This is a genomic window from Rhodococcus sp. IEGM 1341, assembly GCF_030056895.1.
Lineage (GTDB): Bacteria > Actinomycetota > Actinomycetes > Mycobacteriales > Mycobacteriaceae > Rhodococcoides.
In genome coordinates, this window is sequence record NZ_JASHKV010000010.1 from 26,892 (window position 1) to 52,434 (window position 25,543).

At 65.4% G+C, this 25,543-nt stretch carries 28 protein-coding genes; 14 read left to right on the forward strand and 14 right to left on the reverse strand.

All coding sequences use genetic code 11. The features are described 5' to 3' along the window. Positions 1–102: 102 nt before the first annotated feature. Together sodC and QM615_RS19100 are read left to right on the forward strand one after the other, a co-directional pair. Positions 103–813 (forward strand): superoxide dismutase[Cu-Zn], encoded by a 711-nt coding sequence (gene sodC / locus QM615_RS19095; RefSeq protein ID WP_269595060.1) that lies wholly within the window; start codon positions 103–105, stop codon positions 811–813. Continuing rightward, a complete protein-coding gene (locus tag QM615_RS19100; RefSeq protein WP_068048097.1) occupies positions 776–1,945 on the forward strand; it encodes a glutamate--cysteine ligase in 1,170 nt (389 codons plus the stop codon). The genes sodC and QM615_RS19100 overlap by 38 nt, the downstream gene beginning before the upstream one ends. A gap of 16 nt (positions 1,946–1,961) precedes the next feature. On the opposite strand, the gene mnhG is transcribed toward QM615_RS19100, so the two are convergent. The 6 genes from mnhG to QM615_RS19130 are packed head-to-tail and all read right to left on the reverse strand — an operon-like array spanning position 1,962 to position 8,330. Further along, a complete protein-coding gene (gene mnhG, locus QM615_RS19105; RefSeq protein ID WP_068048100.1) occupies positions 1,962–2,303 on the reverse strand; it encodes a monovalent cation/H(+) antiporter subunit G in 342 nt (113 codons plus the stop codon). Between the two features lie 19 nt (positions 2,304–2,322). After that, positions 2,323–2,580, reverse strand: a complete 258-nt coding sequence (locus QM615_RS19110; protein WP_032393772.1) for a monovalent cation/H+ antiporter complex subunit F — start codon at positions 2,578–2,580, stop codon at positions 2,323–2,325. Further along, on the reverse strand, positions 2,577–3,218 hold the full coding sequence (locus QM615_RS19115) for a Na+/H+ antiporter subunit E (protein ID WP_499218805.1): 642 nt from the start codon (positions 3,216–3,218) through the stop codon (positions 2,577–2,579). Before QM615_RS19115 ends, QM615_RS19110 begins: the two co-directional genes overlap by 4 nt. 2 nt (positions 3,219–3,220) lie before the next feature. Next, positions 3,221–4,864 (reverse strand): Na+/H+ antiporter subunit D, encoded by a 1,644-nt coding sequence (locus tag QM615_RS19120; protein WP_283347761.1) that lies wholly within the window; start codon positions 4,862–4,864, stop codon positions 3,221–3,223. After that, positions 4,861–5,484, reverse strand: coding sequence for a Na(+)/H(+) antiporter subunit C (locus tag QM615_RS19125; RefSeq protein ID WP_283347762.1), 624 nt, complete (start codon positions 5,482–5,484; stop codon positions 4,861–4,863). Before QM615_RS19125 ends, QM615_RS19120 begins: the two co-directional genes overlap by 4 nt. Further along, entirely contained in the window at positions 5,481–8,330 is a 2,850-nt protein-coding gene (locus tag QM615_RS19130; RefSeq protein ID WP_269595065.1) for a Na+/H+ antiporter subunit A, read from the reverse strand. Before QM615_RS19130 ends, QM615_RS19125 begins: the two co-directional genes overlap by 4 nt. A 232-nt stretch (positions 8,331–8,562) precedes the next feature. On the opposite strand from QM615_RS19130, the gene QM615_RS19135 reads away from it, so the two are divergent. Beyond that, entirely contained in the window at positions 8,563–8,973 is a 411-nt protein-coding gene (locus tag QM615_RS19135) for an NUDIX hydrolase (protein WP_197477955.1), read from the forward strand. A gap of 61 nt (positions 8,974–9,034) precedes the next feature. After that, the gene (locus tag QM615_RS19140; protein WP_269595066.1) at positions 9,035–9,787 is read left to right on the forward strand and encodes an isocitrate lyase/PEP mutase family protein; all 753 of its coding nucleotides are present in this window, start codon (positions 9,035–9,037) and stop codon (positions 9,785–9,787) included. Between the two features lie 57 nt (positions 9,788–9,844). Here the strand turns inward: QM615_RS19140 and QM615_RS19145 are convergent, their stop codons facing one another. The 5 genes from QM615_RS19145 to QM615_RS19165 all read right to left on the reverse strand — a co-directional run bounded on the left by QM615_RS19145 (position 9,845) and on the right by QM615_RS19165 (position 14,492). Then, on the reverse strand, positions 9,845–12,022 hold the full coding sequence (locus QM615_RS19145; RefSeq protein ID WP_269595067.1) for an AAA family ATPase: 2,178 nt from the start codon (positions 12,020–12,022) through the stop codon (positions 9,845–9,847). A gap of 33 nt (positions 12,023–12,055) precedes the next feature. Beyond that, positions 12,056–12,910: a CDP-diacylglycerol--serine O-phosphatidyltransferase gene (pssA, locus tag QM615_RS19150; RefSeq protein WP_283347763.1), complete on the reverse strand. Its 855-nt coding sequence runs from the start codon at positions 12,908–12,910 to the stop codon at positions 12,056–12,058. Positions 12,911–12,918: 8 nt separating this feature from the next. Beyond that, positions 12,919–13,635: a phosphatidylserine decarboxylase gene (locus QM615_RS19155; RefSeq protein ID WP_269595068.1), complete on the reverse strand. Its 717-nt coding sequence runs from the start codon at positions 13,633–13,635 to the stop codon at positions 12,919–12,921. Between the two features lie 132 nt (positions 13,636–13,767). Then, a complete protein-coding gene (locus QM615_RS19160; protein ID WP_269595148.1) occupies positions 13,768–14,031 on the reverse strand; it encodes a GlsB/YeaQ/YmgE family stress response membrane protein in 264 nt (87 codons plus the stop codon). Continuing rightward, positions 14,028–14,492 carry an SRPBCC family protein gene (locus tag QM615_RS19165; protein ID WP_068048129.1) on the reverse strand — a complete coding sequence of 155 codons (465 nt, stop codon included), beginning with the start codon at positions 14,490–14,492 and terminating at the stop codon, positions 14,028–14,030. Before QM615_RS19165 ends, QM615_RS19160 begins: the two co-directional genes overlap by 4 nt. A gap of 169 nt (positions 14,493–14,661) precedes the next feature. Between QM615_RS19165 and QM615_RS19170 the strand changes: the two genes are divergently transcribed. Both QM615_RS19170 and QM615_RS19175 read left to right on the forward strand, forming a co-directional pair. Beyond that, positions 14,662–15,057, forward strand: coding sequence for a hypothetical protein (locus QM615_RS19170; RefSeq protein WP_141215320.1), 396 nt, complete (start codon positions 14,662–14,664; stop codon positions 15,055–15,057). Continuing rightward, positions 15,054–15,248 (forward strand): helix-turn-helix transcriptional regulator, encoded by a 195-nt coding sequence (locus QM615_RS19175; RefSeq protein WP_068048135.1) that lies wholly within the window; start codon positions 15,054–15,056, stop codon positions 15,246–15,248. The genes QM615_RS19170 and QM615_RS19175 overlap by 4 nt, the downstream gene beginning before the upstream one ends. 54 nt (positions 15,249–15,302) lie before the next feature. On the opposite strand, the gene QM615_RS19180 is transcribed toward QM615_RS19175, so the two are convergent. Next, complete coding sequence (locus QM615_RS19180) at positions 15,303–16,100, reverse strand: DUF1206 domain-containing protein (protein WP_149406577.1); 798 nt, start codon at positions 16,098–16,100, stop codon at positions 15,303–15,305. Positions 16,101–16,524: 424 nt separating this feature from the next. Between QM615_RS19180 and QM615_RS19185 the strand changes: the two genes are divergently transcribed. From QM615_RS19185 to QM615_RS19210, 6 genes are read left to right on the forward strand one after another with little or no spacing between them, the layout of a single operon-like run. Next, positions 16,525–18,180: an NAD(P)/FAD-dependent oxidoreductase gene (locus tag QM615_RS19185; protein ID WP_283347764.1), complete on the forward strand. Its 1,656-nt coding sequence runs from the start codon at positions 16,525–16,527 to the stop codon at positions 18,178–18,180. After that, positions 18,177–19,637, forward strand: coding sequence for an ATP-binding protein (locus QM615_RS19190; protein ID WP_283347765.1), 1,461 nt, complete (start codon positions 18,177–18,179; stop codon positions 19,635–19,637). Before QM615_RS19185 ends, QM615_RS19190 begins: the two co-directional genes overlap by 4 nt. After that, the gene (locus QM615_RS19195; protein ID WP_094641005.1) at positions 19,634–19,978 is read left to right on the forward strand and encodes a UBP-type zinc finger domain-containing protein; all 345 of its coding nucleotides are present in this window, start codon (positions 19,634–19,636) and stop codon (positions 19,976–19,978) included. Before QM615_RS19190 ends, QM615_RS19195 begins: the two co-directional genes overlap by 4 nt. Beyond that, positions 19,975–20,394, forward strand: a complete 420-nt coding sequence (locus QM615_RS19200) for a DUF1801 domain-containing protein (protein ID WP_094641006.1) — start codon at positions 19,975–19,977, stop codon at positions 20,392–20,394. Before QM615_RS19195 ends, QM615_RS19200 begins: the two co-directional genes overlap by 4 nt. Next, positions 20,391–21,068 (forward strand): GOLPH3/VPS74 family protein, encoded by a 678-nt coding sequence (locus QM615_RS19205; RefSeq protein WP_283347766.1) that lies wholly within the window; start codon positions 20,391–20,393, stop codon positions 21,066–21,068. The genes QM615_RS19200 and QM615_RS19205 overlap by 4 nt, the downstream gene beginning before the upstream one ends. 8 nt (positions 21,069–21,076) lie before the next feature. Next, a complete protein-coding gene (locus QM615_RS19210) occupies positions 21,077–21,682 on the forward strand; it encodes a DJ-1/PfpI family protein (protein ID WP_283347767.1) in 606 nt (201 codons plus the stop codon). On the opposite strand, the gene QM615_RS19215 is transcribed toward QM615_RS19210, so the two are convergent. Further along, a complete protein-coding gene (locus tag QM615_RS19215) occupies positions 21,662–22,024 on the reverse strand; it encodes a DoxX family protein (RefSeq protein ID WP_283347768.1) in 363 nt (120 codons plus the stop codon). The genes QM615_RS19210 and QM615_RS19215 overlap by 21 nt on opposite strands. A 64-nt stretch (positions 22,025–22,088) precedes the next feature. Here QM615_RS19215 and QM615_RS19220 point away from each other — a divergent pair, with 64 nt between their 5' ends. Continuing rightward, entirely contained in the window at positions 22,089–22,418 is a 330-nt protein-coding gene (locus tag QM615_RS19220) for a winged helix-turn-helix transcriptional regulator (RefSeq protein ID WP_094641009.1), read from the forward strand. A 43-nt stretch (positions 22,419–22,461) separates the two neighbouring features. Here QM615_RS19220 and QM615_RS19225 read toward each other — a convergent pair whose 3' ends face one another. After that, positions 22,462–24,324, reverse strand: a complete 1,863-nt coding sequence (locus tag QM615_RS19225; protein WP_283347769.1) for a BCCT family transporter — start codon at positions 24,322–24,324, stop codon at positions 22,462–22,464. Positions 24,325–24,613: 289 nt separating this feature from the next. Here QM615_RS19225 and QM615_RS19230 point away from each other — a divergent pair, with 289 nt between their 5' ends. Further along, positions 24,614–25,528, forward strand: coding sequence for a serine/threonine-protein kinase (locus QM615_RS19230; RefSeq protein ID WP_094687872.1), 915 nt, complete (start codon positions 24,614–24,616; stop codon positions 25,526–25,528). Positions 25,529–25,543: the final 15 nt, after the last annotated feature.

The window sequence follows — 25,543 nt, forward strand, 5'->3', positions numbered from 1 at the left end:
CCAGTTCCACAGCGTCGACCTCCGTGCCCGATTCGGCCGAATCGGTCGGCACGTTATCATTTCCGAGCCCGGCGAAACTGCCTGAAAGAGGAGCGATTTCCGATGGACATGTTCAAGCGACGCACTGCCGCGACCCGATCGTTGCGTTACGTGGCCCCGGTCCTCGCGATCGCAGCTCTCGGGCTCTCCGCCTGCAGCAACGGCGAGGTCCCGTCCGACGTCCCCGGCACCGTCCCGCCGGTGTGGACCGGAGAGGCCGATCCGTCGGCAGAAGCTGTCGCCGGCGACAGCCCGGCCGAGTCGAGCTCCGGCGACATCATCGAGGCCGCACTGCGCGACGCCTCCGGTGCCGAGGTCGGCACGGTGTCGTTCGCGTCCGAGGGCGACAAGCTCACCGTCACCGCCGAGGTCGAGGGCATGACCCCCGGCTTCCACGGCTTCCACGTTCACACCGTCGCCGCCTGCGAGCCGAACTCCGTGGCACCGACCGGCGGGGAGCCCGGCGCATTCCTGTCCGCGGGCGGTCACCTGCAGGTCGACGGCCGCACCGAGCACCCGTCCAGCGGTGACCTGACGTCCATCCAGGTCGGCGAGGACGGCACCGGAATGCTCGTCACCACCACCGACGCGATCACACTCGACGATCTGCGTGCCGACGGTGCCGGAACCTCGGTGATCGTGCACGACGGTGCCGACAACTTCGCCAACATCCCGCCGCGGTACACCCTGCCCGACGGTGCCGCCGTGCCGGACATGACGACTCTGATGACCGGCGATGCCGGCTCGCGGGCGGCGTGCGCGGTACTGCAGTAGTTTGAGCGCTCCCCGGATCGACTTCGCGAGTTCACCGCGCCCGACGCTCGGCGTCGAGTGGGAGATCGCGCTGGTCGACAAGAACACGCGAGACCTGGTCAACTCCGCCGAGGCGGTCATGGACGGTGTGCGCGACCTGGCCGGGGACACCCCGCGGGTGACGAAGGAACTGCTCCGCAACACCGTCGAACTCGTCACCGGAGTGTGCGAGAACGTCGGGGAGGCGATGGCAGACCTCGGTGAGTCTCTCTCGCTCGTCGAGCGCGCAGCGGATCCGCTGGGGATCGATCTGTTCTCGGCGGGGACCCATCCGTTCGCGGAGTGGTCCACCCAGCAGCTCACCAGTTCCCCGAGTTACGACGAGTTGATCGCTCGGACGCAGTGGTGGGGTCGGCAGATGCTGATCTGGGGTGTGCACGTGCACGTGGGAGTGTCGTCTCCCGACAAGGTCTTTCCCATTCTCAACTCACTGCTGCTGCAGTACCCGCACCTGCTGGCACTGTCGGCGTCCTCACCGATCTGGGCGGGCAACGACACCGGCTACGCCAGCAATCGTGCGTTGATGTTCCAGCAGCTGCCGACGGCCGGGCTGCCGTTCCAGTTCGAGAACTGGCCGCAGTTCGAGGGATTCGTTCGTGATCAGCTCAAGACCGGCGTCATCGAGCAACTCGGCGGCATGCACTGGGACATCCGCCCTGCCCCCAAGTGGGGAACCATCGAGGTTCGGGTGTGCGACGGGGCGTCGACCAAGCGGGAGCTCGCGGCTCTCGTCGCGTTGACGCACTGCCTCATCGTCCATCTCGACGAACGTCTCGAAGCGGGGGAGACCCTGCCGTCGATACCGCCGTGGCACGTGCAGGAGAACAAGTGGCGGGCTGCCCGGTACGGCCTCGATGCCGAGATCATTCTCGACTCCGACAGCAACGAACGTCTGGTCACCGACGACCTGAACGACCTGCTCGAGAAGCTGACGCCGACGGCCGTCCGGTTGAACTGCGTCGACGAGTTGGCCGCGGTGGCCGACATTCCGCGGCTCGGGGCGTCCTACCAGCGTCAGCGGGCGGTGGCAGCGAAATCCAACGGTGACCTGCGAGCCGTCGTGGAATCGTTGGTCACCGACCTCCGCACCTGATCCGGCGCGGCTCGCACTACTCGTCGGGGTCGTTCGGTTCCATCTCGTTGACGATCAGCAGACCGTCGCGACCCCGCTGTTCTCGGTAGGCGACGCGGCCCACGGTATGCGCGATCACCGGAGCGGTGACCAGCGTGAAGATGCCCACCAGCACGAGCATCCAGATGTCGACGTTGCCGCGCAGGCTGATGATGGCACCGATCAGCACCATGATCAGACCAACCACCTGCGGCTTGGTGGCCGCGTGCATCCGCGAGAGGGTATCGGGGAAGCGCACGATGCCGACGGCTGCGGTGAAGGCGAGCAGTGCTCCGAACAGGATGAAGGCAGAGGCAATGACCTGGGCTACGGTGCTCATTCGTCCCTCACTGTGTCACTCATTCGTCCCTCACTCTGAATCGCGCGATGCTGACCGACCCGACGAAGCTGACCAAGGACAGCGCGACGATGGCCGGTACGAGGGTGGTGTCGCGGCTGTAGACGGCCCACACGCCGAGACCGCACATCGAGACGGCCAGGATCGTGTCCATCGCGACGAGGCGGTCGAGCGTGCTCGGTCCGTCGAGCAGTCGGTACGCGGTGAGAATCGCGGCACCGATCAGGAGGGCTCCGGCAATCGCCAGTACGACGGTCACGACCAGTCCCCCTTCCTCTTGTCGTCGGTCTTCTTGTCGTCCCGGGGAGCGTCCGAATCGGCCTCAGCCGGATCGTCGCCGAGCACTCCGTGGTACTGCTCGTACTCCTGGTAGTGCAGCGGGCTCGGCTTCCAGTCGGAGTCTCGCTCGAACGCGGCGATGAAGAGCTTCTCCAGGTTTCGTACGTAGGCGTAGAAGCCGTCGACGGCCTTCTGGGTGCCCATGTCCAACACGTGCACGTACAGCAGGCGTCTGGTCCGGTCGATCTCGAGCACCATGGTGCCGGGCACGAGATTCATCGCGTCGACGAACAGGGTGAGCACCAGATCGGACTTGATCGCGATACGGCAGCGCAGCACCCCGGTGACCGGTGGAGCCTTGGGCCGGATGGCCAACCAGGCCACGCTGAAGCTCGATTCCATTGCGTAGTAGAGAAATACGACGGCCAGCTTGACGAGTGAGAACACGTGGATGCGGCCCTCGACCGGAACGCGAGGCAACGGCAGCAGCACCATGATGAGCAGTCCCACGGCAATGCCGCCGAGGATGTTCGCCGCAGAGACGTTGCCCCACAGCAGAACCCAGATGGCGGTCAACCATGCCAAAGTCCACAGGCGAAGCAGGAAGGAACGGTTCATCTTCATCGAGTGCCTTCCTCGTTTCCTCGTGCCTGCTCCACGGCCCGATCTCCGACGAATTCCGCTCCGCGAACCGCATCGATGTACACCGATCGGTCGCGAAGGTCCGCCGCGGCGCGATCGCTGATGTCGATGATGGGCCCGGCGAACACCGTCATGGCCAAGCCGACGGCAACGAGCCCGATCGTCGGGAGCAACATGAAGGCCGGCATCCGGCCCACGTCCTCGCGATCACCGAACTGGATATCGGACGAGTCGTCGAGAAGAGCGGACGGGCTGTTGTCGGCCAGGTCGCCCTCGGGAGCATCGGCGCGGGCGCGCCAGAACGCCTTGGTCCAGACACGGGCGACGACGTACAGCGTCAGCAAGCTGGTGACCGTTCCGCCCGCGACGAGCAACCAGGCCAACACGCTGCCCTGCTCGCTACCGGCCTGCAGCAGTGCGACCTTGCCGATGAAGCCCGAGAACGGCGGAATGCCACCGAGATTGAGGGCCGGCACCAAGAACACGATCGCCAGGACCGGGCTGGCCGCAGCCAGACCGCCGAGGCGTCGGAGAGACGACGAACCGGCCTGACGCTCGATGAGACCGACGACGAGGAACAGCGTCGTCTGCACCAGAATGTGGTGGGCGACATAGTAGATCGAGCCGGACAATCCCGATTGCGTCGACAGCGCGACGCCGAAGATCATGTAGCCGATATGGCTGACGAGGGTGAACGAGAGCAGTCGCTTGATGTCGCTCTGAGCGATGGAGCCGAGGATGCCGACGAGCATCGTCAGCAGGCCACAGACCATCAGTACGTTGTCGAGCGAGCCGTCGGGGAACAGCAGGGTGTGGGCTCGGATGATCGCGTACACACCGACTTTCGTCAGCAGGCCGGCGAACACGGCGGTGACCGGTGCCGGGGCGGTGGGGTAGGAGTCGGGCAGCCACGTCGACAGTGGGAACACCGCGGCCTTGATGCCGAACGCGACCAGCAGGACCGCGAAGATCGCGGTTCTGGTTCCGGGGGTGATGTCGTCCATCCGTACCGCGATGTGGGCCAGGTTCAGCGTCCCGGTTGCGCCGTACACCAGCGCGATGCCGATCAGGAAGATCAGCGAGGACACCATCGACACCATCACGTACGACACGCCCGCACGGACGCGGTCCGCGCTCGCACCGAGTGTCAGCAGCACGAACGACGCCGCGAGCAGCACCTCGAAGCCGACGAACAGATTGAACAGGTCGCCTGCGAGGAACGCGTTGCAGACACCTGCGGTGAGCGCGAGGTAGGTCGGCAGGAAGATCGAGACGGGCTGGTTCTCGCTGCCGTCGCGGATGCCCTGGCCGATCGAGTAGACCATGACGGCCAGCAGCACGATCGACGAGACGACGAGCATCATCGCCGACAGGCGGTCCACCACGAGGGAGATGCCGAGTGGGGAGTCCCAACCGCCGACCTGCAGCGCGCTGGTGCCGTCGCGATCGGCGAGGTAGAGCATCACCGACGAGATCGCGACCACAGCGGTCAGCGCGACGATCGTGATGAAACGCTGAGCGCGGGGACGTCGGCCCAGCACCAGAGTCAGAGCTGCCGCAAGCATGGGAATCAGTACCGGCAGCGGAGTCAGAACGTCGATCACTCCTGGGGAGATCGTCACTGGTCGTCTCCCTTCTTATGTGGCCTGCTGTCGTCCTTCTCGGCTGTGTCGATGCCGTCGAGCCCGCGCACCTGCGGATCGTCGTCGTCGTTGTCGAAGTCGCCGTCGTGCAGATCCTCGTAGCATTCGAGGTCCTCGCGATTGACGAGTTGCTCGATCGGAATCGGGTTGCCCTTCGAGTCGAACGCGTCTCCGCCGAAACTCGGCTCACCCGTGACCGGGTCGTCCGAGCGGTCGCGGTCGGGGGCCTCGGCCATCGAGCGACGCCGGGAGACCTTGGTGTCCTCGGGGTCGTTCTCGACGTCGTCCTTGGTGTTGAGGGTGAAGGACCGGTACGCCAGGGCCAGCACGAACGCCGCGATTCCCATCGTGATGACGATTGCCGTCAGGATCACCGCCTGGGCCAGGGGATCCGCCATCTGCTGGTTCACCGCGTTGTCGCGGCCCACGATGGGCGGGGCTCCCGCAGGGCCGCCGACGGTGAGCAACAGCAGGTTGACGCCGTTACCGAACAACAGCAACCCGAGCAGCATCTTGGTGATGCTGCGTTCGAGCAGCAGGTAGACACCCGATGCGACGAGGACACCGGTGATGATCAGCATTCCGAGATCTGCGGTCATTGGGCGCTCACTCGGCCTTGGCTCTGCATTTCCACCTGTGCGTCGAGACGGGCACCGAGACTACGGAGCACGTCGAGTACCAACCCGACCACGATGAGGTACACACCGAGGTCGAAGAACAGTGCGGTGACCAACTTGATGTCGCCGAGGATCGGCAACGTCACCTCCAACGTGGCCGAGGACAGCGCCGGCGCTCCGAGGAACATCGACGCCACTGCCGTGCCTGCCGCGAAGATCAACCCGAGACCGAGGATCTTTCCGGCATCGATCGGCACCGCCTCGCCGAGTTCGTAGCGCCCACCTGCGAGGTACCGCAACACCAGCGCCAAGCCGGCAGTGAGACCACCGGCGAAACCACCACCCGGAGCGTTGTGGCCGGAGAAGAAGAAGTAGATCGAGAGCACCATGATCGTCGGGAAGATCAACCGTGTCGTGACCTCGAGAATCAACGAGCGATGACGCGGATCGATCAGATCACCACCGAGCAGCCACGTCGTCTCCGCCGCGTAGTTCGCATCCGAGGACGATGCGGGGGCGTCGGACACCCGCGGAGCGCTGCCGAACCGGCGGTTGCGGAAGACCAGGCTGGCCACGCCCGTTGCCGCGACGAGCAGAACGCAGATCTCGCCGAGGGTGTCCCAGGCGCGGATATCGACGAGGATCACGTTGATGACGTTCTTGCCGTCGCCCAGGTCGTATGCGGCGTCCGGTAGGAGTAGTGACACCGGGGCCGTGTTTCGGGCGTTCATCGCGAATGCGCCCAGCACACTGACGGTCGCTCCGACGGCGACGGCCAACACGGCACGGGGGCCGCGCGATCCGGCCGAGCCGCGGTCGTCGACCTCGGCCGGCAGCTTGCGCAGCACCAACACGAACACGACGAGGGTGAGGGTCTCGACCAGGAACTGAGTCAGTGCCAGGTCCGGTGCACCGTGAATGGCGAAGATGACGCCGCAGCCGTAGCCGGTGAGCCCGACGAGGATGACGCTGGCCAGACGGTTGCGCATCACCGTGGCTCCGAGGCCACCCGCGATCATGATCACCCCGATGACCAGCTGCAATGGGGTGTTCCACAGCGTGTAGTCCAAGCCCGTGTCCTGGCCGACGAGCAGCACGATCATCGGTAGCAGCACCAGTGTCAACAGGATGGTGCCCTGAGTGAGGGGGAGTGAACCGCGCTGCGTGGTGCCGGTGAGGCGAATCGACAGGGTGTCCATGGACTTGAGCACGTTGTCGTAGATGCGGTCTGCGTTGCCGAGCGGGGGATGCTCGAACTTGAGCCGGTTGACGACGCGGTGGGCGACGAACAGTCCGACACCACCGGTGACGACGACGACGGTCAGCGCGAGCGGAAGGTTGAAACCGTGCCAGAGGGCCAGGTGGTAGGGCTCCTGGCCGTACGACGGCAGCGTGCGAGCGTACGGGCTGACGATGCGATCGACGATGGAGGACGCGAATCCGGCGACCAGACCGAGCACCGCCAGGAAGGCGGGTGCGGCGAGGAACAGGGCTGCCGGCGCGTGCATCGCCTTGACCGACGGACTCGCCCGCTTGAGCTGCTTGCGCGCGAACGCGCCCCAGACGAACCGAATGCTGTAGGTGACCGTGAGTATCGAGCCGATCACCAGGCCTGCGACGACGAAGGCCGCGACCGTGGGATCGAGCGTCGGGGTGCTGATCACGGCCGACAACGCCGTCTCCTTGCCGACGAACCCGAGCATCGGCGGAAGTCCGGCCATGCTGGCCGCGGCCAGCGCGGCTATCGCGGCGAGCCAGGGAGCCTTCTTGCCCAGGTGGGCCAGTTTGCGGATGTCGCGGGTGCCGGTGGTGTGATCGATGATGCCGACGACCATGAACAGCGCCGCTTTGAACATCGCGTGGGCGATCACCATCGTCAGGCCGGCGAGCATCGCCTTCTCCGAGCCGATGCCGACCAACACCATCAGGAAGCCGAGCTGGCTGACGGTGCCGAACGCGAGTATCAGCTTGAGGTCGAATGCGCGTAGAGCTCGCCACCCCGCCAGGATCATCGACAGCAGTCCGAGGCTGATCACCGTGGCTCGCCACGGGCCGGAATCGGCGAACCCCGGGGCCAGGCGCGCGACCAGGTAGATGCCCGCTTTGACCATGGCAGCGGCGTGAAGATAGCCGCTGACCGGTGTCGGGGCGGCCATGGCTCCGGGGAGCCAGAAGTGCAGTGGCACGATGGCCGACTTGCTCAGTGCGCCGATGAGGACCAGCACGATCGCGACACCGGGCAACCAGCCGCCCGGCGCGTTCGCGACCAGCTCCGAGAGGTTGTAGGTGCCGGACACCTGGCCGAGGATGATGATGCCGACCAACATCGCCAGGCCGCCCGCGGTGGTGACGAGCAGTGCCTGGGTGGCCGCTCGTCTGCTCGACGCTCGCTCGGCGTAGTGGCCGACGAGCAGGAACGACAGGACGGTGGTGACTTCCCAGAAGATGTAGAGCACCAGCATGTTGTCGCTGGTGATGAGGCCGAACATCGCACCGGAGAAGGCGACCATTTCGGCGGCGAACAGCCCGAGCCGGGGCTCGTCGTCCTCGAAGTAGCGCGCACAGTAGAGCAGAATCAGTGCGCCGATGCCGAGGACCAGCAGCGACATGATGGCCGCGAGGGAGTCGAACCGCATGTCGATGTTCATCGACAGGCCAGGGACCCATTCGATGTTCAGTTTCTGTTCGGTTCCCCAGTTGCCGAACACCCAGATCAGGCTGAGCAGGGGTACGAGCGCGAGCGGGAAAAAGGCATTGCGACCCCACCAGCGGACGAACAGTGGCGCGAGCAGCGCGGCGGCGGCGTGCGCAAGAAGAATGGCGAGCAAAAATCACTCCGTCGTCTCGGTCGCATCGGCGATGAAACCGAGCGGTGGTCGTAGGGCGGCGATGAGTAGGGTGTGCGAAGTCCGTGTGAAGTTCGATGTGAAGCTTTGAGAAATAATGAACCGGTTGCCGAGCGGCAGCCGCGAGTTGTCGTTGTCCACTTTACTTTGCGAGGTAGGCGGCGTGCCAGGCGGTACAGAACGGTGCGGGTCCGTGAGTGAGGGGAGCGCGTCGGTGACCGATCCGAGGCTCATTCGGACCGCCGGGCTGGCGTACGTCCGAGATCGTCGAATGATCCAGACCCGATCGGCCGGAAAATCCGCGTTCTACATGGCGGGTGGAAAGATCGACCCGGGCGAGACGCCCGAGCAAGCACTGCATCGCGAGATCAGGGAAGAGCTCGATGCAGCGGTGACGGACGCCCGGCTCCTCGGGGTGTTCGAATGTGAGGCCTGGGGGCACCCGGCAGGAACCCCGCTCGAGATCACGTGTTTCCTCGCCGATCTGGCGACCGAGCCGACGCCGACCAGCGAGATCGCAGAGATCAGGTACTTCACCCGAGACGAGTACGCCGCCATGCCGGACGTCGCTCCGGGATCGCTGATGGTGTTCGACCGGATGAAAGCGCTCGATTTGATCGACTGAAGCGCGTATGTTGGTCGTAGAGAGAACGTACGTTCTCTGTCGGTCACCGCGAAGGAGTCTCATGACGAACCTGTCCCAGAAAGCCACCACCCTGCTCGAGCTGCACCAGCCGGGCAACCCGGTCGTATTGCCGACGGTGTGGGACGCCTGGTCTGCCAACCTCGCCGTCTCCGCCGGGTTCACCGCGCTGACCGTCGGAAGCCACCCCGTCTCGGACTCCATCGGCAAGCCGGACAACGAGGGCATCACCTTCGACGAACTGCTCACCCGCATCTCGCAGATCTCCGCCGCCGTGGACGCACCCCTGTCGGTCGACATCGAATCCGGCTACGGCGAGGACCCCAAGCGACTCATCGACGGACTGATCTCTGCCGGAGCCGTCGGCCTCAACATCGAGGACACCGTGCACAGCGAAGGCGGACGCCTCCGCGAAGCGCAGGAACATGCCGACTTCGTCGGAGCACTGCGCGCAGCATCCGACGCCACCGACGTCCACGTGGTCATCAACGCCCGCACCGACCTGTTCGTCAAGGCGATCGGCGACGAGAGCGACCGCGTCGACCGCGCCATCGCCCGGCTGAAGCTGTGCGCCGCAGCCGGTGCCGACTCGCTCTACCCCGTCGGCTTCCACAACGACGCGGACTACAAGCGTCTCGCCGAGGAACTCCCGCTGCCGATCAATGCCATCGCCAACCCGGCCGAGGGCGACCTGTCGCACTTCGCCTCCCTGGGCGTGGGTCGCATCAGCTTCGGCCCGATCTTCCAGATGGAACTGGCCAAGCGGGCAGAGGAAATCCTCGGCCGCTGGAAGTGAGTGCTGCGCAGTGGTGCGGTTGAGCGCCCCAGAGGGCACTTAACCGCACCACTGCCGCTAGGCACTCCCGTAGGCCCGCAGATGCGCCACCTGCTCGGGATCGAGTGACGGTCTGACCGTCGCCCGAGCGGCGGCGACATCGGCGGCGGTGACGTCGGCCGCATCCATCGACCGACGCATCGCCGTCAACGCGGCCTCGCGCAGCAACGCCGCGCAGTCGGCCGCGGAGTAGCCGTCGAGATCGCGCGCCAACGACTCCAGATCCACGTCCTCGGCGAGCGGGATGGATTTGCCCGACGCCCTCAGGATGTCCACGCGGGCATCGGAATCCGGCGGCGGCACGAAGACGAGCCGCTCGAGTCGGCCCGGCCGCAGCAGTGCGGGATCGATCAGATCGGGTCGGTTGGTTGCCCCGAGTACGACGACGTCACGCAACGGTTCGACGCCGTCGAGTTCGGTCAGCAGCGCCGCGACGACTCGATCGCCGACGCCGGAATCCGAACTCTGGCCGCGTCGGGGCACGAGCGCATCCACCTCGTCCAGGAAGATCAGCGAGGGAGCGGAATCTCGGGCGCGTTGAAAGAGTTCTCGGACAGCCTTTTCCGAGGAGCCGACCCATTTGTCCATCAGCTCCGCGCCTTTGACCGAGTGCACGCTGAGCTGCCCGGAGCTGGCCAGTGCGCGCACGAGGAACGTTTTGCCGCAGCCGGGCGGACCGTACAGCAGAACTCCCCGCGGCGGTTCGATTCCCAAGCGCGCGAACGAATCCGGATGGCGTAGCGGCCACAGTACCGCCTCTGTGAGTGCCTGCTTGGTCTCCACCATGTCGCCGACGTCGTCGAGCGTGAGACTGCCGATCGCCAGTTCTTCGCTTCCCGAACGCGACAGCGGGCGAATCACCTGCAGAGCGCCCACCAGATCGTCCTGCGTCAACGAGGCCGCGGCCGAATCGTTCGATGCGCGCGCCGCCGCCCGCAGCGCCGCCTCCCGCGTCAGGGCGGCCAGATCGGCGACCACGAAACCCGGTGTCCGTGAGGCGATTTCGCCCAGGTCGACGTCGCCCTGCGGAACTTTTCGGAGCAGATGCTCCAGCAATCCCTTGCGGCCTGCCGCGTCGGGCAGGGTCAGGGTGAGTTCACGATCGCACAGGTCCTGACCGCGCAGTCTGGGATCGGTCGCCTCCGGATGGGCCGTCGTCGCGATCAGGGCGAGACCCGGAGTGTCGACGGCCCGGCGCAGTACTTCGAGGACGAACGTGGACGCCGGTTCGGGCTCGGAGGGCAACAACGCGTCGATGTCGGTGATGAGCAGAACCCCGGAGCCGGCGAGTTCGTCCACTGCCGCGGTGACGCGATCGACCCGGGCCGACGCCTCGAGCGCACCGATCGACGGTCCGTCCAGCACGACGCATGCGCGTTCACCGACGACCGCGCACGCCAACGTCGCCTTGCCGACCCCGCCCGGTCCGGTGATCAACACCCCCAGATGCGGCGATGCGCCGAGCGTCGCCAACAACTCCGACTCGTCCAACGCCAGCCGCAGCCACTCGGTCAGCTTGGCCGCCTGCGCGCTCACTCCCACCAGATCGGCCGCGCTCACCCTCGGTGCCGTGGCTTTCGGTGGCGCTGTCACAGGTGCGGATGCCGATGCAGCGACGGTGCCGGAGCCCCACCCGACCGCCGAATTGGGTTGCACACTCACCGGCCCACCCGACGGGTCGACGGCCGAGACCGTCAACAGCTCGGTGGTCCACGCGACCCCGAATGTCCTCGACAGCGCCTGAGTCGCAGATGTCGTCGAGGTTCCGGGGCCGAGATCGCGGGGGAGGAGTGAGACGGTGTCGCCCACCGTCAGCACCTTGCCGAGCAACGCTTGTCGCAGGGTGGCGTCGGAGATGGAACCGGTGGCGAGCGCGGAGCCGGTCACAGTGACGGCCTTGGCCCCGTAGACGGTGACGGGTCCGACTGCGACAGAGGCATTTTCGCGAAGGCCGGTGTTGGAGAGCGTCACGTCGTCCAGCAACGCGGTGCCCTGAGGTGATCCCTCCGGAGCCACGGCGACGACGGCGGCTGTGCGACGAGAACCGATGAGCGACACCGCATCCCATTCCCGCAGGCCCAGAGCCGCAAGGACTTCCGGATGCAGGCGCACGACGCCGCGTCGGGCATCGGCCGCCGAGGTGTTGAGGCGGGCAGTGAGAACGAGCTCAGGCGTCGTCGAGCGAGATTCGGTCACCACAGCCACACTAACGGGTCGGCTCCGCGCGGATCAGCTGCGAGGCCGACGCAGTCCCAGACGAGCCTGCGACCGCCGGTTGTTACCCGGCGCCCGGCGGATGGCCCGACGCTCGGCGCGACGCTCGGCCGGCTTGGCGTCCCAGGTGTACGGGCGCGCGGCGGTCCACCGCTGCGAGCGCACTGCGAACGGGATGTGCACCAGGTAGGCCAACACCAGGCCCATCAGCAGGATCAGCGGGAACGTGATGAGCGCGGCTGCGAGCAGTGCGACGAGCACCAGCAGGATCGCGGCCAGTTGCGGCGGCACCGAGACCGTCTTGAGCGCGAGCGTGGGGATGCGGCTGACGATGAGACCGGCGGTGAGGATCGCCCATCCGGCGACGACGTAGAACGAGGCCCACCAGCCGTCGCCGAACTGCTCGAAACCCGCGATCGGTGCCATGGCGATGAGCGCCCCGGCCGGTGCGGGAACACCGGTGAAGTACTCGCGCGCGTAGGCAGGAGTGTCGTCCTCGTCGAGCAGAGTGTTGAAGCGCGCGAGGCGGAGCACGATGCTCACCGCGTAGACCAGCGCCACGATCCAGCCGCCGCTGCTGCCCTCGAGCAGTGTCACGTACAGCACCAGCGCAGGGGCTACACCGAACGAGATGGCGTCGGACAGCGAGTCCAGTTCGGCACCGATCTTGCTGGTGGCGTCGAGCAGTCGGGCGATGCGACCGTCCAACGCGTCGAGGATCGCAGCGGCACCGATCATGGCGAGTGCGGTGCCGAGCTGGCCGTCGAGGGCGAACTTGACCGCGGACAGGCCGGAGCACAGCGCGAGAATCGTGACGACGGACGGGAGCAGACGAATGGCAGCAGGTGGCTTGGCGCGTCTGGTGATCATGTCGGTTTCTACTGCGAAAGCTCGGCGAGCACTGTTTCGGCACCGACGGCCCGCTGGCCGCGTTCGACCAGCAGGGTGGTGCCCGCCGGGAAGTAGGTGTCCACGCGGGATCCGAATCGGATCAGTCCGTAGGTGTCGCCGATCGACAAGGTGTCGCCGACCTTGGCGTTGTTGATGATGCGTCGCGCAATGAGGCCGGCGATCTGCACGACGGCGACATCCTGACCGGAAGCGGTTCTGATGTGCATGCTGTTGCGCTCGTTGACCTCGCTGGCCTCGGCGAGGTCGGCGGATTTGAACTGGCCGCGACGGTGCACCACTTCCACGACTTTTCCGCCGACGGGAACACGCTGTACGTGGACGTCGAGGACGGAGAGGAAGATGCTGACGCGCGGGACCGGCTCGGAGCCGAGAGCGAGCTCGGCCGGAGGAACGGCAGTGTCGACGAGTGTGACCAGGCCGTCGGCGGGAGCGACGACGACGCCGGGGCGATTCGGCGGCACTCGCGACGGGTGGCGGAAGAAGGTGGCGCAGGCTCCGGCGGCAACGAGGCCGGCGTTGCGGACCCACTTGGAGCGTCGACCGAGAACGGCGACGGCCAGCGGACCGCCGACGAACGGCAGCCCTGCGGGGTGTAGCGGTGGAATCGTTTCACGGACCAAGTCGACGATGTGAGCCGCTCCGGTGCGGGGCGGTTGACACATCGGGGCGGGACGGCGTGCCACGGTCTCCTCTAACTTTTGTCGGACAGGTGTCGGCAGGTCGTGGTGCTGCGAGCGAATCGTGCGTCAACACGCGACTGCCGGAGCCATCACAGCGTACGTGAGGGCCCCGGCAGTCGAGAGGTGCGAGTGAGATCAGACGCGGCTGCGGCCCGTCACGAGCTTGACCAGGAACAGCAGGATGCACGCGCCGAGCAGGCAGGTGATGAAGCTGAAGATGATTCCGCCGCCCTCGACGTCGAGGAACGTGCTGAGCAGGAATCCGCCCAGGAGGCCGCCGATGATGCCGACGACGATGTTCAGGATGATGCCCATCTGAGCATCCGTCTTCATGATCTTGCTACCGAAACGACGGATGCCCGCGGGAAACAAACCTGAAACCTTCCTGAGAAAAGTTATTTCTGGCTGGACTTCTCGCTCTCGGCCTTGATTCGACGCAGGGTCTTGTTCATGCCCTCGACGAGTTCGACGTCGAACTCGTCGATGCCCCCGAGGATGCGCTTGACCAGCAGTGACGACACTGCCGTGGTGCCCGTCGGTGCCTCCCGCTTCTCGACGACGGTCGTTCCGGTCGCGGTGGGAGTGAGCGTGTAGGACCAGATCGTCTTGTTCTCCACGACGCGGAACGCGAGTTCGCGGTTGGGTTCGAAGGTGACGACCTTGGCGGTGGTCGGCCAGACGAGCATCCCCTTGCGGTTGACGTTGAGCGTCTTGGTGCCCTTGCCGACCGGTCCGCCGAAGACCTTCATCTTCTTGCACTGCGGGCTCCACTCGCCCATGCGCTGCAGGTCGGAGACGATCGACCAGACGGTCTCGGGGCTCGCGGCGATGTCGATCGTGGCTTCGAGAGTCTTGCTCAACGTGGGCCTCCAGGTACGTGTGACTGAACGTTACGACAAATCGGTCACAGCATATGTGTGTCCGAGCTCATAGCGAAACGGGGCGACCGGGAATGTAAGAGAAGTTTGACATCGGAATCGAATGGGGGTGAGATATGTCAAAGAACTCGTACACGCACGGGAGGTTGTCATGAGGGTCGGACTGTCACGAGTGTCCGCAACCGTTCTCGGAACTGCCCTCGCCGCCGGTGTCGGGATCGTCGCCGCATCGGTGCGAGAAGAAGGCGGGTGGCAGGTAGGTCTGGTGTTCGCCGCGGCGGTGGCCCCTGCCCTCGTCGGCGCGATGTGGACATTGGTTCCGCAACGATCACCGAAGATGCCGGAGAATCCGGAGGATTCCGTCGAGTTCCAGTGGTTGCAGCACGCGTCGTCCGGTGCCTTCTTCGACCTGATGATCGCACTCGGCCTCGCGTCGGCTGCCTCGGCGATACTCGACACGGAGTTGGTTCCGGTAGTCGCGTTTCTGGTGTTGGCCATGGCCGACGTGGCCGTGCGGTACCTGGTCGTCTCGCGTACGCAGCGGTGACTTCGAATCACGTGCACCGGCTGCGCACTGCTGCCGGTTTGTCACAACAGCAGTGCGCCGACGCGGTCGGCGTCAGCAGGCAGACGATCATCTCGATCGAGAAGGGCCACTTCGACCCGCGGCTCTCTCTCGCGTTCCGCCTGGCCCGGCTGTTCGAGGTCAGCGTCGACGAGTTGTTCGATCCACGGTGATCGAGCAACCTTCCACAGGTGAACGGAAACTCGTAGCAGGCTACGAAGTTTCGCTCACATGCGAGCGAAGCGAGCCAATACGAAGGCGTAGAGCCCGTAGAGCGCGATGCCCACGCCGGCGAGGATCAACAGGACCTGACCGTACGGCTGCGAGCCGAGAGTCTTGAGAGCACCGTCGATGCCGGTGGCCTTGGACGGATCGGACTGCAGAACTGCCACCACGACGAGGAGTCCGGCTCCGACGAGGGCAGCGCCTTTGGCTGCGTATCCGGCGATGCCGAGTTTGACGACGGCCCCGCTCTGGTGTCCTTCGAGATCGTCGAGGAAGTTCTTCGAGACGCCCTTGTAGACGTGGTATCCGCCGACTCCGATGACGACCAGCGCGACGGCGATGAGCACGAGCTTGCCGCCGCCGGATTCCATCAGTCGGGCCGACCAGCCCGCGTTCTGTTGTCCGCTGGACTTGCCCGAGCCGGTGGCGAAGCCGTAGGTCGAGAAGGCGAACGCGATATAGACGACGGCCAGCGCGCCTGCTTTGAGACGGTCCATGGCACTCCCGGCGCCGGCGTCGGATTTCTTGCCGACGATCGCTTCGACGATGCGCCACAGCGCCAGCGCCACGAAAGCCACCACCGCCACCCAGAGCGCGATCTTTCCGCCGGGCTTCTCGGCCAGTTCGGCGAGTGCGCCGGACTGGTCTGCGTTGCCGGCCTGGCCGAACGCCAACCGGACGGCGATGTATCCGATCAGAATGTGCAGCACTCCGCTGACGAAGTGACCGGCGCGCGCTGCTTTCTCGAATGCTCCGTTGTTCTGCACGGAACTGGCCACAGAATTTCCCGACGTGTTCACGAACGTTCCCCGATCAGTTGATTTGGGCAGCCGTTTACCCCGACCGTAGGCGCAGGAAACTGTCTCGAGCTGCGAAACGCCGCACGAGATCCCACCGAGGCGTTAACACCGGGCGGACACTGATCGATGTAGCAAGCGGAGTGTCGGGACCAACGAAGAAATTGTTCGGAGTGATCCACCGTGAAATTACAGTCGATAATGCGTCGTACCAGCAGTGATCTCCCCCTGTTGAAAACCGCCAGGATGAGTGGGAGCCCACGTACGTGGCCCGCCGAGAAGCTCGAGCGGCTCCTCACCCCGCAGGAACTCGACCTGATTCGACGCGGCCGAATCTGACCCCGCTCTTTCCAGGCCTGCTTGCCTCCCATTCGGGGTGACGCGGTGGCATGCTCATGTCGTTGATGAGCACCAGTTCTGGAGGGTCATGAAACCGGTCATTCTCAGCGTCGACGACGACCCAGGAGTGTCGAGGTCGGTCGCCCGCGACCTACGTCGGCGCTACGGGGAGCAGTACCGCATCGTGCGGGCGGAGTCCGGTGCAGGCGCTCTCGACGCGTTGAAAGAACTCGCGTTGCGCGGTACCCCCGTCGCCATTCTGTTGGCCGACTACCGCATGCCGCAGATGAGCGGCATGGAATTTCTCGAGCAGGCCATGGACATCTTTCCGGCGGCCCGTCGCATTCTTCTCACCGCATACGCGGACACCGACGCCGCGATCGACGCGATCAACGTCGTCGATCTCGACTACTACCTGCTCAAGCCGTGGGATCCGCCCGAGGAAAAGCTCTACCCTGTGCTCGACGCCCAGCTCGAGGCCTGGTGTGCGTACGACCACCGAGCCGTCGAGGACACCAAGATCGTCGGCCACCGCTGGTCGGCGCGCTCGTCGGAGATCCGCGAGTTCCTCGCTCGCAACCAGCTGCCGTATCGCTGGTACATGTCCGACGAGGCCGAGGGCGCGCGGCTGTTGGCCGCGGCGGGCGTGGACGACGGACGGCTGCCGGTGGTCATCACCACCGAGGGCGCCGCGTTGATCGAGCCGTCCGATGCCGAACTCGGTGATCGGCTCGGTCTGACCGTCTCGCCGTCGGAGGAGTTCTACGATCTGGTCGTCATCGGCGGCGGTCCGGCCGGACTCGGAGCCGCGCTGTACGGCGCGTCCGAAGGCCTGCGGACCACCCTGATCGAGCGGACCGCGACGGGCGGTCAGGCCGGACAGAGTTCACGGATCGAGAACTACCTGGGTTTTCCCGACGGGGTCTCGGGAGCCCAGCTCGCCGAGCGGGCTCGTCGTCAGGCACTGAAGTTCGGTGCCGAGGTGGTCACCACCCAGGACGTCGTCGGCCTCGAAGCAAACGGTGCTGCGCGCACAGTGCGATTCGCCGACGGCCGCAGCATCAGCGCGCAGACGATCATCCTGTCCACCGGTGTCGCTTACAGGCGTTTGGACGCACCCGGAATCGACGACTTCACCGGACGCGGCGTGTTCTACGGATCGGCGATGACGGAGGCCGCGCGCTGCGCCGAGCAGGACGTCTACATCGTGGGTGGGGCGAACTCGGCCGGTCAGGCGGCGGTGTATCTCTCGCGCGGGGCCAAGTCGGTCACCATTCTGATCCGGGCCACCTCGCTCGAAGCGTCGATGTCGTACTACCTGATCAAGCAGATCGAGGAGAACCCGAAGATCAGCGTGCGGCCGTGCACCGAGGTCGTCGGCGTAGCGGGAGACGGTCACCTCGAGTCGATCACGCTGCACAACCGAGCGACCGAGGAGACGACGACGGTCGACGCGCAGTACCTGTTCCTGTTCATCGGTGCGGCGCCGCGCACCGAGTGGCTCGACGGGGTTCTCGTGCGGGACGAGCATGGATTCGTGGTCACCGGGCCGGATCTCGTCGTCGACGGGCGCGGGCCTGCCGGGTGGACGCCTGCCCGTCTCCCACACCACCTCGAAACGAGTGTGCCGGGTGTGTTCGCTGCCGGTGACGTGCGATCCGACTCGGCCAAACGCGTCGCGTCGGCGGTCGGAGAGGGAGCGATGGCCGTGATGTTGGTGCACAGATATCTGGCGAACCCATGACCGAACAGACGCAGAACACGCCCGCATGTGACCCGGAGGAGTTACGGACGCTGTTCCTTTTCGAGCAGCTCACCGACGCGCAGTTGGCGGAGTTGTGCCGAGACGGGCGCATCGAAACGATCGAGCCGGGACCGGTCTACGCGGAAGGGGATCCGGCGACGTGCTTCTACGTTCTGATGGAGGGGGCCGTCGTCCTCTCGAAGCTTTCCGGTGGCGAGGACCTGGTGGTCAATCGCACCTCGCAACGCGGGGTGTACGCGGGTGCGTGGCAGGCGTACCTGGGCGATCGGGTGCCGCAGACGTACCAGGGTTCGATGCGGGTGACCGAGCGCTCCCGGTTCTTCGTGCTCGACGCCGAGTGCTTCGCGTCCATCGTGCGGGAGTGGTTCCCGATGGCGTTACATCTGCTCGAGGGATTGTTCTTCGGCAATCAGAACACCAAGCAGATAGTGGAACAGCGAGAACGCTTGTTGGCGTTGGGTTCTCTGTCGGCCGGGTTGACGCACGAGCTGAACAATCCCGCGGCGGCTGCGGTGCGGGCGACGTCGGCGTTGCGAAATCGGGTGGCGCACATGCGGCAGAAGTTGGCGATGATCGCCGGTGGCACTCTCGATCGCGGCAGCTTGGCGCATCTGGTCGGACTGCAGAACGAGGCCGTGGAGCTGGTCGCCAAGGCCCCGAAGCTGACCGCGATGGAGGCGTCGGACCGTGAGGACGAACTGGGAGAGTGGTTCGAGGACAAGGGTATCGGTGACGGTTGGGATCTGGCTCCGACATTCGTCTCGGCCGGTCTCGACGTGCCGTGGCTCGATCGGGTTTCCGCGACGGTCGACGATCCAGCGTTGCTCGAGGGCGCAATTCGGTGGCTCAACTACACCGTCGAAACCGAGTTGTTGATGAACGAGATCTCGGATTCGACCACGCGCATCTCCACGCTCGTCGGTGCCGCGAAGCAGTATTCGCAGATGGATCGTGCGCCGTATCGAACGGTGGATGTGCGCGAACTGTTGGACAGCACCCTGATCATGTTGGGCCGCCAGATCGGTGACGACATCACGGTGGTCAAGGACTACGACCCCGCGGTGCCGCCGATCCCGGCCTATGCCGCCGAACTCAACCAGGTGTGGACCAATCTGATCGACAATGCCGTGCAGGCGATGGCGGCTACCCCCGAGGAGAAGGGGGTGCTGACGGTGCGGACGTCGTTGGACGAGGATCAGGTCCAGATCGAGATCTGCGACACCGGACCCGGTGTGCCGCAGGAGATTCGGTCGCGCATTTTCGAGCCTTTCTTCACCACCAAGCCGGTCGGCGAGGGCACGGGGCTCGGCCTGGACATCTCGTGGCGCATCGTGGTGAACAAGCATCAGGGTGAGCTGCGGTTGGTGTCCGAACCCGGTGACACACGATTCGTCGTGCGGTTGCCCGTCGACCCTGCAATCGAGGAGGAACCATGACCATCGAAGGCATCGACCCGAAGATTCCGCCGTCGGGACCGGGTTGTGTGGAGTGCACGCAGACGCAGGGGTGGTGGGTACATCTGCGGCGGTGCGCGCAGTGCGGGCACATCGGATGTTGCGATTCCTCGCCGTCGCAGCATGCCAGCAAACATGCAGAGTCCACCCGGCACCAGTTCGTGCGCAGCTACGAGCCCGGCGAGGAATGGTTCTACAACTACGAGGACGAGCAGATGTACGACGGGCCGGAACTGGCTCCGCCGCAGCATCGTCCACTCGATCAGACGGTTCCCGGTCCGCGCGAGCGGGTGCCGTCGAACTGGCAGGCCCTGATCAATTGAACGAGAACCTGACGCGACCCACCGACGTATCGGCCGAGGATTTCCTGGCGGCTGTGGAGCACCCGGTTCGCCGTGCGGACGGGTTCGCGCTCGCCGAGATCATGGGCCGCGTCACCGGGCAACCGGCGGTGATGTGGGGTCCGACGATGGTGGGTTTCGGAAGCTATCGATACACGACGGGCAGTGGCCGCCGGGGAGAGTACTTCGTCGTCGGGTTCTCACCGCGCAAGGCGAATCTGTCGGTGTACGGCGCCACGTACGCCCCGGAGTCGGAGAGCTTGCTCGAACGGCTGGGAAAGCACAAGCGAGGAGCGGGTTGCCTGTACGTGAACAAGCTCGTCGATGTGGACATAGCGATTCTCGAACAACTGCTGGCATACAACTACCCGTACATTCTGAGTAGCCTCGCGTCATGACCTTGATCGCGGAGGACCTGCTGTTGCTGTTGCTCGACGACGACTCGGGCAAGCCGCTGGCCGACAGCACGAAGTTGCCACGGGTACTGGCAGGTGCGCTGGTCGTCGAGCTCGCCATGATCGGGTCGCTGCGCATCACCGGTCTGGACGAGCAGATCAAGAAGGATCACGTGGTCGTCGCAGGCTCGAGGCCGGAAGATGAGTTTTTGCGTCGAGTGTTCGATCTGGTCGCGTCGGCGTCGCGGCCGATGAAGCCGCAGAAGGTGATCGAGAAGTCGCAGAAGAATCTGGCGAAGGAACTGGCTGCGCGACTCGTCGCACAGGGTTGCGTCACGGAGAAGAAGGACAAGGTGTGGGGGTTGTTCCCGACGACGACGTGGCCTGCCCAGGACACCTCGCGTGAGAAGGTGCTGCGAGACGCGCTACGCAGCGCACTGGTGGACGGGACGACGCCGTCGCCGCACACGGCTGCGTTGATCTCGTTGATCTCGGCGGTGGATCTGACACACAAGGTGATCGAGGATGCGGACAAGAAGCTGCTGAAGCGGCGCGCGAAGGAGATCGCCGAGGGGGAGTGGGCCGGCGCGGCTGTGCGCAAGGCCGTCTCGGACGTCAATGCCGCAGTGATGGCCGCGGTCATGGTGCCCGTCATCGTCTCCACCACGAGCAGTTGAGGAAAAAAATGACCAGAAGCATTGCCATTCTGTTGTTCGACGAGGTCGAGGTACTCGACGCGTGCGGACCGTTCGAGGTGTTCTCGGTGGCCAACCGGGTGGCCGAACGTGCAGGCAGCGCAGCGCCGTTCGAGGTGACGCTCGTCGGGATCGACGACAGGGCAGCTGTTGCTCGGGGCGGAATGAGAATCGGCGTCGACACCACGATCGACGACCCACGGCCCTACGACCTCGTCCTGGTACCCGGTGGCGTCGTGGACGCAGTCGAGGCGAACGGCAGCGTTCTGCAGTGGCTGCAGGGTCTTCGGCCCACCGCCGAGTTGGTCGCGTCGGTGTGCACCGGTGCGTTCGTGCTCGCGGCTGCGGGACTGCTCGACGGTCGTCCGGTCACCACGCACTGGGAGGACTTGGAACTTCTGCGCGAACGGTGGCCCGCGCTCGTCGTTCACGAGGGTGTTCGGTACATCGATCACGGCGACCTGGCGACGTCGGCTGGTATCAGTGCCGGTCTGGATCTGGCGCTGCATCTGGTCGCGCGGTGGTCGGGAGCCGATCATGCTCTCGCCACCGCGGGCCAGATGGATTACGACTGGTCAGGCGCTGAGCACCCGTAGAACCAGCGCGACGACGGAGAACACGGCCAGTCCGGCGGCGGGTGCGAAGTCTTTGTCCCCGGCGCGCAGGTGCGCGACGACGGCTCCGACGAAGTAGAGGATGACGCCGACGGCGGCAGCGACGCCGATCGGCCAGACGACCAAGCCGACCAGGAGGCCGACGGCACCGAGGATCTCGAGGTAGGCGAGCCACGGGATCTTGTCGGCGGGAACCCCGACCTGCTCGAGCATCGGGACGACGGAGGGATTCTTCGTCAGTTTTCCGATCGCGGAGAACGTGAGTGCGACAGCGAGCAGAACCGAGACGACGAGGGTGGCGATGAACATGTGCCCTGCTTTCATTTCTGAGGTCACTAGTAATTGCGAAGTAGCAAGGCGGACTCTAGCACCTCGGTAGGGTGGAGGCATGGTCTCGAACGAGCAGCCTCACGACCCTCGTGCCTGTGATGGAGCGCTGACCAAAGCATTCGGCTTTCTCGGCAAGAGATGGAACGGCCTGCTGCTGGCGACTCTGATGAACGGGCCGATGGGATTCTCGGACCTGCGCCGCGCCGTCGGCGGGATCAGTGACTCGGTGCTGTCCGAGCGCCTCGGTGAGCTCGGCAGAGCAGGGCTGGTGGCACGGGCCGTCACGGAGGGTCCGCCCATCTCGGTGGAATACAGCCTGACGCCGTCGGGAGAGGCACTGCTGCCGTCGCTGGAGGCTCTCACCGACTGGGCTTCGAAAAACCTCTGACCCCCGCGAAAGTTCGCGAGGGTCAGAGAGTGGTGAAAACGGCTCAGCTGGGGTTGTTCTGGTTCTGCCCCTCGGCCGATTCGGCGAACTCCTGAGTGTCGAAGACCTCTCCACCCAGGGGGTCGACCGGAGCGTTGTCGCTCGAGTACTCGACGGCTCCCGTCTCGGGATGGACTTCGAGCTGCTCGGTGGAGACCTCGTGCACTGCGAGTACGACGGTTCCGCCGGAAGCAGCCGAGGTCAACCCCTCCTGCGACGGCGTCAGGCCGGAGAACGTGCTCGAGATACCCGACGTCGCCTTCTTGCGTGGAGCCGGCCGAGCGGGGGTGTCCGTGTCGTCCCCGGTGACCTCCGAGGTGGTGGTCACCCGCACGTACCGCGGAGTGGTGGCGACGTCGTAGCGGAACGCCTTGAGCATCGACACACACGCCAGCGCCAACACCACGGAGAACGGCACGGCCGTCGCAATCGACATCGTCTGCAACGCCGTCAGAGAGCTGGTCCCGCCGACGAGCAGCAGCACCGCTGCGGCGATGCCCTGCAGCACGGCCCAGTAGACGCGGGTGATCTTCGGGGTTTCCAGTTGGCCACCCGTCGAGAGAATGTCGATCACCAGCGAGCCCGAGTCCGAGGACGTCACGAAGAAGAACACGATGACCGCGATGGCGATGACACTGGTGATCGCGGCGATCGGGAGGCCGTCGAGCACCTGGAACAGGCTGGTGTTGGTGTTCACTGCCCCTTCGGCGTCGAGCAGGTCTCCCTCGTTGCGCTGCCGCAGGATGCCGGTGTCACCGAAGATGGTGAACCACAGCGACCCGACGATGGTCGGAGCCAGCAGCACGCCGAACACGAATTCACGGATGGTGCGGCCACGGGAGATACGCGCGATGAACATGCCGACGAACGGCGCCCAGCTCATCCACCAGCCCCAGTAGAAGATGGTCCAGCCGCCGGCCCAGCCGTCGTCGGAGAACGGCGAGGTGCGCAGCGCCAGCTCGGGCAGAGCCTGGACGTAGCCGCCGAGGTTCTGCACCCAGGACTGCATCAGGAACAGTGTCGGTCCCAGGAGCAGCACGAACAGGGCGAGCGCAGCCGCCAGCCCCATGTTGATGTTCGAGAGCCACTTGAGTCCTTTGGAAACTCCACTGACCACCGAGAAGGTGGCGATACCGGTGATCACGGCGATGAGCACGATCACGAACAAGTTGGTGGTCTCGACCCAACCGAGGTAGTCGAGGCCGGCCGAGATCTGCTGAACGCCGAAGCCGAGCGACGTTGCGACACCGAACAGGGTGCCCACGATCGCGACGGTGTCGATGGCGTGGCCGATCGGACCTTCGATGCGCTTGCGACCGAGCAGCGGCTCGAGCAGCCAGCGGACGGTCAGCGGGCGACCCTTGCGGTAGGTCATGTACGCCATGCCGAGTCCGACGACGACGTAGATGGCCCAGGCGTGCAGGCCCCAGTGGAAGAGGGTGAGCTCCATCGCCTGGCGAGCAGCGGGGTCGGTGCTACCGGGAACGCCGCCCGCCTCGGGTGGCGTCACGTAGTGCGAGAGCGGCTCGGCGACGCCGTAGAACACCAGGCCGATGCCCATGCCGGCGCTGAACAGCATGGCGAACCAGGACAGGACGCCGAACTCGGGCTTCTCGTCGTCGCGGCCGAGGCGGATGTTGCCCACTCGGCTCAGGCCGCAGTACAGGGCGAACAGCACGAAGCCGGTCGCGGCCAGGATGTACCACCAGCCGACGCCTGCGGTGATGGCTTCGTTGAGCGTCTCGAACGAATCCGCCGCCGTGCTCGCATAGACCACGGAGAAGGCGATCATCACGAAGATGATGATCGATGCGGGGATGAAAACCGGCTTGAGCAGGCCACCCCAGGCTTCTTTTATTGCTTTCACTTAACTTGACTTCCTTACAACTCGAGTCACCGTAATCGGCTGACCACTATCGGCTTGCCGTTCTTTTTCTCTTGTTTCGGTCAAGTACCGGTAATCACCATAAACGACATCGGCCCAGGTGGCGAAACGTGCGAGGGCGGCCGAACTGGGAAACGGGCGTGGGTGCGCACTCTGTCGAGTCGCCTCGAACAGTCGAACGGACTACAGTTCTGCCGATGCTGCGGACGTGTCCGATTGTGTCACCCCTCGTATTTCGCGGCGTGAAAAATGTTGCGCAGCAGGTGATTCGGTGACCAGTCGATTGCAGCCGGGTTCGGAGTTCGCCGGATTCCGGGTCCAGCGCCGCCTCGGGGTCGGCGGTATGAGCGAGGTGTATCTGGTTCTCGGCCGCGGCCACGATCGGTACGAGGCCCTCAAGATTCTGGACCGGGAGGCGTCGCGATCTCCGAGGTTGCGCAACAAGTTTCGGATGGAAGCGGCCGTCGCCGCACAGTTGGTGCACCCGAACATCGTGTCGGTGCACGAGCACGGTGAGTTCGAGCACCAGCTGTGGATGTCCATGCACTACGTGGACGGCTACAGTGCTGCGCGGCTCGTCGCCCGCGGACAGATAGCCCTCGACGTCTCTCGGGTGGCGCGCATCGTCGCCGAGGTGGCCAAGGGACTCGACTACGCCCACTCGCAGGGCGTCGTGCATCGGGACGTCAAGCCCGCCAACATTCTCATCTCCACCGAGCGATTCGACGGCTACGAACAGGTGTTGTTGTCGGACTGGGGAATTGCGCGCCTGCTCGATGATTCCACGCCGCTGGTGGCAGGCGGGACGGTGATGGCATCCATCCCGTACGCGGCACCGGAACTGCTGCGCGGGGGAGTGCTGAGCGCGCAGACCGACGTCTACGGCCTGGGGGCGACGCTCGTCGAACTGGCGACCGGCCGCACTCCGTATCCACTGGCCACGCCGTTGGCCATCACCGCCGCGCATCTCACGGCCGAGCCGCCGTCGGTGACCCGTCGTCGACGGTCGTTGCCGCGGGGGCTCGACGCGGTGGTCGCGAGGGCGTTGGCGAAGGATCCATCGGACCGTTTCCGAACCTGCGTCGAGCTCAGCGACGCCGTCGCGGCTGCAGTGGAAGCAGGAGTTCCGGAACCGCCGCCGCGACGCTCGCCGTTCACGAGGTCGCGGTGGCTCAAGTTTTCTTGACCGATCGTTCTTGAC